7 protein-coding genes are annotated in these 7,509 nt (G+C 69.3%); 1 reads left to right on the top strand and 6 read right to left on the bottom strand.

What is annotated here, in order from left to right:
* Positions 1 to 1,100 (bottom strand): radical SAM family heme chaperone HemW (gene hemW / locus ABSF49_RS18375; protein WP_424114091.1); only part of this gene is annotated, 1,100 nt, incomplete at its 3' end.
* Positions 1,101 to 1,244: 144 nt separating this feature from the next.
* On the opposite strand from hemW, the gene ABSF49_RS18380 reads away from it, so the two are divergent.
* Complete coding sequence (locus tag ABSF49_RS18380; RefSeq protein ID WP_424114092.1) at positions 1,245 to 2,486, top strand: AGE family epimerase/isomerase; 1,242 nt, start codon at positions 1,245 to 1,247, stop codon at positions 2,484 to 2,486.
* A gap of 8 nt (positions 2,487 to 2,494) precedes the next feature.
* Here ABSF49_RS18380 and cysK read toward each other — a convergent pair whose 3' ends face one another.
* From cysK to ubiB, 5 genes are all read right to left on the bottom strand, one after another.
* Positions 2,495 to 3,484, bottom strand: a complete 990-nt coding sequence (gene cysK, locus ABSF49_RS18385) for a cysteine synthase A (RefSeq protein WP_424114093.1) — start codon at positions 3,482 to 3,484, stop codon at positions 2,495 to 2,497.
* Positions 3,485 to 3,586: 102 nt separating this feature from the next.
* Positions 3,587 to 4,039 (bottom strand): RrF2 family transcriptional regulator, encoded by a 453-nt coding sequence (locus tag ABSF49_RS18390; protein ID WP_424114094.1) that lies wholly within the window; start codon positions 4,037 to 4,039, stop codon positions 3,587 to 3,589.
* Between the two features lies 1 nt (position 4,040).
* The gene (dut, locus tag ABSF49_RS18395) at positions 4,041 to 4,505 is read right to left on the bottom strand and encodes a dUTP diphosphatase (protein WP_424114095.1); all 465 of its coding nucleotides are present in this window, start codon (positions 4,503 to 4,505) and stop codon (positions 4,041 to 4,043) included.
* On the bottom strand, positions 4,502 to 5,761 hold the full coding sequence (gene coaBC, locus ABSF49_RS18400; protein ID WP_424114096.1) for a bifunctional phosphopantothenoylcysteine decarboxylase/phosphopantothenate--cysteine ligase CoaBC: 1,260 nt from the start codon (positions 5,759 to 5,761) through the stop codon (positions 4,502 to 4,504). The genes dut and coaBC overlap by 4 nt, the downstream gene beginning before the upstream one ends.
* Positions 5,762 to 5,909: 148 nt before the next feature.
* Positions 5,910 to 7,451: a 2-polyprenylphenol 6-hydroxylase gene (ubiB, locus tag ABSF49_RS18405; protein WP_424114097.1), complete on the bottom strand. Its 1,542-nt coding sequence runs from the start codon at positions 7,449 to 7,451 to the stop codon at positions 5,910 to 5,912.
* Positions 7,452 to 7,509: the final 58 nt, after the last annotated feature.

A 7,509-nucleotide genomic window follows, 5' to 3' on the forward strand; every position in this document is an offset into this window, starting at 1 on the left:
TCGGCGACGAGGTCGTCGATCTGGCGGCGGCGCAGCGTCCGGCCGCTCAAGGCGGCGAAGCGGGTCGAATCGATGCCCTCGCGCAACCTCAGCCCCATCAGCAGGAATTCGTCGCCCTGCTCCTCGGCGCTGAGCAGCGAATTCTCGATCAGGCCGTGGCCTTCGCTCTCGACCTGGGTCAGCCACATTTCTGGGTGCTTCTCGGTCGCCTGGGCGCGCCGGCCGTCGCGGCCGAGGATGCGGCCGTGCGCGCCGGGGCCGACGCCGACATATTCGCCGTAGCGCCAGTAGATCATGTTGTGCCGGCATTCCGCCCCCGGCCGGGCGTGGTTGGAGACCTCGTAGGCCGGCAGGCCGTGCGCCTCGGCGATCTCCTGGGTGGCGTCGAACAGCGCCCGGCCGAGCTCTTCGTCCGGCGTCGCCAGTTTGCCGGCCCGCCACAGCCGCTCGAAGATCGTGTCGGGTTCGATGGTGAGTTGGTAGATCGACAGATGCTCGCCGGCCATCGCCATCGCCTTCTCCAGCTCGGCGCGCCAGGCCGCCTCGGTCTGGCCGGGGCGGGCGTAGATGAGGTCGAAGGAATAGCGCGGGAAGATCGCCGCCGCGGTCTTGACCGCTTCGACCGCTTCGGCGGCGCTGTGACGGCGGCCGAGCGCCTTGAGGTCGTCGTCGTCGAGCGCCTGGACGCCGATCGAAAGACGGTTGACGCCGGCGGCGCGATAGCCGCGGAAGCGCCCGGCCTCGACGCTGGTGGGGTTGGCCTCGAGCGTGATCTCGGCGTCGGCGGCGAGCGGCCAGGCGGCCGCCACCGCGTCGATCAGGCTCTGCACCGTCTGCGGCTTCATCAGCGAGGGCGTGCCGCCGCCGAAGAAGATCGAGCGCGCCTCGCGTCCTCGCGTCAGCGCGGCGCGATGGGCGATCTCGGTCTTGAAGGCGGCGACGAATCGCTCCTCGTCCACCGGCTCGGCCCGCACATGCGAGTTGAAATCGCAATAGGGGCATTTGGCGAGGCAGAACGGCCAGTGGATGTAAACGCCGAAACCGGCGTCGGCGTCGGCGGCGCCGGACGCCATCGGACCGAGGGATTCGCTCGTCGTCATCGCCGCCTTATGCCAGCTTGCCGGGCGCGGCGCCACAAACTTTGCTTGGCGCTCGCGCTCGTCCCCATCCGCATGCGGCGAGAGGGGGACTGGCGTCGGGCGCCAAAAGGCCGCAGATTCGCGCGCGGAGGAGACGCTATAGCCATGACCTTGCCCGTTGCGCCGCCGTTCTGGCGCGCCCGCCCCGCCCACCGCCGCTGGCTCGCCGCCGAGGCCGATTCGCTGCTGGCGTTTTACGAACCGGACCTGATCGATCCCAAGGGCGGTTTCGCCAATCTCGACGCGCGCGGCCGGCCGCTGGCGAGCGAGCGCGTGCGGCCGCTGCACGAGACGACGCGCATGGTCCATGGCTTCGCCATCGCCCACCTGCTCGGCCGGCCCGGCGCCGCCGACATTATCGATCACGGCGTGAAGGCGATCCGCGAGCGCCATCGCGACGCCAAGCACGGCGGCTATTTCTGGTCGTTCGACGACGACGGCCCGTGCGAGCGCGACAAGCTCGCCTATGGCCACGCCTTCGTCCTGCTCGCGGCGGCGAGCGCCAAATGCGTCGGCCATCCCGACGCCGACGCGCTGCTCGCCGACGTCGCCGAGATTCTCGAGACGCGCTTCTGGGACAAGGCGCATGGCGCCAGCGCCGAGGAATTCCGTGAGGACTGGACGCCATTCTCCGACTATCGCGGCCAGAACGCCAACATGCACCTCACCGAAGCGCTGATGGCGGCGTTTGAAGCGACCGGCGACGGCGGTTTCCTCGCCAAGGCCGAGCGCATCGCCGACCTGATCCTGCGCCGCTCCGCTTCCGCCTGCGACTGGCGCGTGCCCGAGCATTATCGCGCTGACTGGACGGTCGACCGCGACTACAAGGGCTCCGACATGTTCCGCCCCTATGGCGTGACGCCCGGCCATTCGCTCGAATGGACGCGGCTCGCCTTGCAGCTGTGGGCGCTCGGCGGTCGTCGTCTTGGCTGGCTTCCCGACGCGGCGCGCGGCCTGTTCGCGCGCGCGCTCGCGGAAGGGTGGGACAAGAGGCTGGGCGGCGTCTACTACACGCTCGAATGGAGCGGCGCGCCGCGCGTGCGCGACCGGCTGTGGTGGCCGGTGTGCGAGGGAATCGGCGCGGCGACGTTTCTCGGCGCGCTCGACGGCGGCGCGGAGGTCGAGGCGTGGTATCGGCGCCTGTGGAGCTTCGCCGCGCGCCGCTTCATCGACCGGCGCGACGGCGGCTGGCTGCCGCAACTCGACGATTCGCTCACGCCGATCGCCGGCTATTTCGTCGGCAAGCCCGACCTCTATCACGCGCTGCAGGCGTGCCTGATCCCGCTCTATCCGACCGACGGCTCGCTGACGCGCGGAATCCTCGGCGAGGTGAAGGGCATGGCCTGAGCGCCCGCCTACAGTCCCTCGAACAGCGCCGTCGACAGATAACGCTCGGCGAAGTCGGGGATGATGACGACGACCGTCTTGCCGTCGTTCTCCGGCCGTCGCGCGACGTCGATCGCCGCCGCCACCGCCGCGCCCGATGAGATGCCGACCGGAATTCCTTCGAGCCGCGCGATCAGACGCGCGGTGTCGAATGCGGTCTGGTTGCCCACCGCGATGACCTCGTCGATCACGCCGCGGTCGAGGACCGGCGGCGCGAAACCGGCGCCGATGCCCTGGATCTTGTGCGGCCCCGGCGCGCAGCCGGACAGCACGGCAGAATCTTCGGGTTCGACCGCGATCACTTTCACGCCCGGCTTGCGCGCCTTCAGCACCTGGCCGACGCCGGTCAGCGTGCCACCGGTGCCGACGCCGGCGACGAAGACGTCGACGCCGCCTTGGGTGTCGTTCCAGATCTCCTCCGCGGTGGTGCGGCGGTGGATCTCCGGATTGGCGGGGTTCTCGAACTGCTGCGGCATGACCGCGCCAGGGGTTGCGGCGACGAGCTCGTTGGCCTTGGCGATCGCGCCCTTCATGCCGAGCGAAGCGGGGGTCAGCACCAGTTCGGCGCCGAGCAGGGCGAGCATCTTGCGCCGCTCGATCGACATCGATTCCGGCATCACTAGGGTGAGCTTGTAGCCACGCGCCGCGGCGACGAAAGCGAGCGCGATGCCGGTGTTGCCGGAGGTCGGCTCGATGATCACGCCGCGCCCCGAGCCGATGCGCCCCTGCGCCTCCAGCGCGTCGATCATCGCCACGCCGATGCGGTCCTTGACGCTGGCGATCGGATTGAAGAACTCGAGCTTGGCCAGCAGGTTGGCGCGCACGCCGCGCTCGCGGGCGATGCGGTCGATCCTCACCAGCGGCGTCTCGCCGATCGTCTCGGTGATCGACCCATAGACGCGGCCGCGGCCGCGCGGCCGCGACGCGTCGCCTTTCCTATCCTTGCCGGTTTCCGACATTGACCTAAGCCTCCTTGGGTCGCCCGATCGGTCGAGCGACCGTTTCCCTCTAGTTTACATATTTTACCGGCTTTGTCATATGGAATTTGTTGACTAACACTATCAGATTGCAAAATCTCCCGCCGCTTTCTCTTCCTCCAGAATATGGGCGCGTTCCGCGTCCTCGCACAATTGCTCGATGGTGATCGCGTCGAGATTGACGAGAAAGGACTCGCCGGCGCGCCGCACGGCCGGGTCGACGACCTTTTCGACCAGCTTGGAATGCGAGCCGATCTCGTCCGGTTCGGCGGTGCTGAGGCCGACCGAGGTGCGGACGATTTCGCCCAACGAGATGCGGCGGCGTTCGCGCGCGAGTTCGTAGCCGCCGCGCGGGCCGCGCACGCCTTTGAGAATCTTGGCGTGGACGAGACCCTGCAACAGCGTCTCGAGATGTCGCGGCGGCAGTTTGTGGCGGGTGGCGAGCGCCTTGGCGGCGACCGGCGAGGCGCGCGAATGCAATGCGATATCGACGACCGCCGCGATGGCGAGCAGGCTGCGTCTCGACAACAGGTTCATCCTATTTCTCCTCGTCTGAGCGGCCGGTGGAACCGAAGCCTTTCGCACCGCGTTCGCTCGCTTCGAGTGCGTCGCTTGCAACGAGGGCGACGCGCACGACTGGGTTGACGACGAGTTGCGCAATGCGCGCGCCTCGCCGAACGGAAAAAGGGCTTTGGCCAAAATTGATCAAAATAACGCCAATCTCGCCGCGGTAATCCGCGTCGATCGTTCCCGGGCTGTTGAGCACCGTGATCCCGTCTTTGAGCGCCAGCCCCGAACGCGGGCGCACCTGCGCCTCGTAGCCGCTCGGCAGTTCGATTGCGACGCCGGTCGGCACCAACGCGCGCTGGCCCGGATCGAGCACGATCTCGTCCCCCTCCGGCATCGCCGCCACGAGGTCCATGCCGGCGGCCCCGGCGCTCAGGTAGCGCGGCGGCGGCAGACCGCGCGCGTGCGGCAACTGGCGAATGCGCACGTCGATCATGGCGCCCCCGTCAGCTTGCGGGCCACGAGGGCGACAAGCGCGCGGGCGACCTCCGTCTTGCCCATGCGCGGCCATTCCTCGATTCCGTCGGCGGCGACGATCGTCACCTTGTTCTCGGCGCCGCCGAATGTCCCTTCGCCGATGGCGACGCGATTGGCGACGATCAAGTCGCAGCCTTTGCGCTTAAGCTTGGCGCGCGCGTTGTCGATCAGCGCCTGGGTCTCGGCGGCGAAACCGACGACGAGCGCCGGCCGATCGCCGCGGCGCGCCGAGACCTCGGCGAGAATGTCGGGGTTCTCGACGAGCCGCAGGATCGGCGCGCCGTCGCCGCGCTTCTTGATCTTCTCCTCGGCGGCGTCTTCGACCCGCCAGTCGGCGACCGCCGCCGCCGCGACGAAGACGTCGGCCGGCAGCGCCGCGATCGTCGCGTCGCGCATCTCGCGCGCCGTCTCGACCCGCACGACCCTGACGCCGGGCGGATCGGCGAGCGCGGTCGGGCCGCTGACAAGGATGGTCTCGGCGCCCGCTGCGCGCGCCGCTTCGGCGATCGCGTGGCCCTGTCGGCCGGAAGAGCGATTGCCGAGGAAGCGGACAGGATCGATCGGCTCGTAAGTGGGGCCCGACGTGACGACGACCCGTCGGCCGGCCAGCGCGCCGCCGCGCGGCAGACCGACGCCCGGCGGCAGCGGAAGGACGGTCGGCGCCTGCAACGCGCGTTCGACCGCCGCGACGATCGCCAGCGGTTCGGCCATACGGCCCGGTCCATATTCGCCGCAGGCCATCTCCCCGTCGTCCGGCCCGACGAACAGCACGCCGTCGCCGCGCAGGGTCGCAACGTTGCGTTGGGTGGCGGGGTGCAGCCACATGCGCAGGTTCATCGCCGGCGCGACCAGCGCGCGCTTGTCGGTCGCCAGCAGCGTCGTCGTCGCGAGATCGTCGGCGAGGCCGAGCGCCATGTGGGCGATGAGGTCGGCGGTCGCCGGCGCGACCACCAGGAGGTCGGCTTCGCGCGAGAACTCGATGTGGCCCATGCCCGACTGTTCCGTCGGGGCGAACAAGTCGGCGCGCACCGGCTGACCGCTGAGCGCCTCGGCCGAAAGGGGGGTGACGAACCGCTGGGCGGCGGCGGTCATGGCGACGCGCACCGTCGCGCCGCGTTCGCGCAGGCGGCGAATCAGGTCGAGCGACTTGTAGGCCGCGACGCCGCCGCCGATGATCAATAGGATGCGGGCGCTCGCGAGTGTCTGTGCGGTCATGCCTCAGGTCTTCGGGGCGCGGCGGCGGACGGTCCGCCTCGTCCACGGCGCTGCGCCGTTCAACATAGGGCCCGGATCAACAGTTGTGCAATGGCGAAGCTGCGCCCAGCCGCGCCATGTAGATAAAATTTTCTTTCTTTCCCTCGGGTTAGCTAAAGTGATAAACTATCAGTAGGAGTATGCCGGCGATGGCCCAAAGCGCGGCGGGGATTGCGATCCCGCGACGCGGCGGTTCGGTCGGTCGCCCAGCGCGCCAATCGTCGTCCGCCTCGAGGCGGCGCGCCAGGCGCTCAAGCCGCTCCGGGGCGTCGATGAGCATGCGCCCCAGTTGCGCCAGCGCCCCCCCGACGTCCTCAAGCCGGCCGCGCGGGCCGAGGTTCTCGGCGATCCAGCCGCCGACGACCGGTTCGGCGGTCGCCCACATGTCGAGGTGCGGGTCGAGCTTGCGCGCGACGCCCTCGACCACGACCATCGTCTTCTGCAGCATCACCAGTTCGAGACGGGTCGACATGTCGAACAGGCCCGTGATCTCGAACAGCAGCGTCAGCAGCTTGGCCATTGAGATCTGGTCGGCGGTGCGGGCGTGGATCGGCTCGCCGACGGCGCGGATCGCCTGGGCGAAATCCTCGACCCGATGGGTCGCCGGCACGTAGCCGGCCTCGAAATGGACTTCCGCCACCCGTCGGTAGTCGCGGCGAATGAAGCCGTAGAGGATTTCGGCGAGAAACCGCCGCTCCTTGCGGCCGAGCCGCCCCATGATGCCGAAATCGATCGCGACGATGCGCCCCTCGGCGTCGACGAAGAAATTGCCCTGGTGCATGTCGGCGTGGAAGAAGCCGTCGTGCAGGGCGTGGCGCAGGAACGACTGGATCAAGGCCCGGCCGAGCTTGGGCGCGTCGAAGCCGAGTTCGGCAAGGCGCGCGGGATCGCTGAGCGGCGTCCCGTCGATCCATTCCATCGTCAGCGCGGCGCGAGTCGTGCGGTCCCAATCGATCTTCGGCGCTCGGAACCCAGGATCGTCGGCGAGGTTCTCGGCGAACTCGGAGGCCGCCGCCGCTTCGAGCCGGAAGTCCATCTCGACCTTGACGCTGCGCGCGAGCGTCTCGACCACTTCGACCAGACGCAGTCGGCGCAACCGCGGCTCGAACCGCTCGGCGCTGCGCGCGGCGTAGAACATGTCGGAGAGGTCGCGCGCGAATCTCCGCTCAACGCCTGGCCTGAGCAGCTTGACGGCGACGTCGCGCTCGCCGGCGGCGTCGCGCACCCGCGCCTTGTGCACCTGGGCGATCGACGCGGCGGCGACCGGCTCGCCGAATTCGACGAATAGCGAGTCGATCGGCGCGCCGAACGCTGCTTCGAGCGCGGCGACCGCGGCGGCGCGGTCGGCCGGCGCCATGCGGTCCTGAAGCTTCTCCAATTCGATCGCGACCCTGGGGCCGACGATGTCGGGCCGTGTGGCGAGGAACTGGCCGAGCTTGACGTAGGAGGGGCCGAGCCGATCGATCGCCGCCGCCAGGCCGCTGAAGCCGTGGGCGTTGCGCCGCGCCAAGAGATTGGCGAGGAACAGCGGCAGGTGGGCCAGCGGCGGCAGCGTCGACGGATCGAGGTCGATAAAGGCGCCCTCGCGGGCGAGGACGAAGCCGGCGCGCGTCAGCCTGAAAACGTGTCCGAGGTTGGTCAGGCGCGGCAAATTCAGAGTTTCCAGCCCGAATGGATCGCCACCACGCCGCCGGTCAGCCGGGTGAAGT

The organism is Roseiarcus sp., from assembly GCF_049514155.1.
GTDB lineage: Bacteria > Pseudomonadota > Alphaproteobacteria > Rhizobiales > Beijerinckiaceae > Roseiarcus.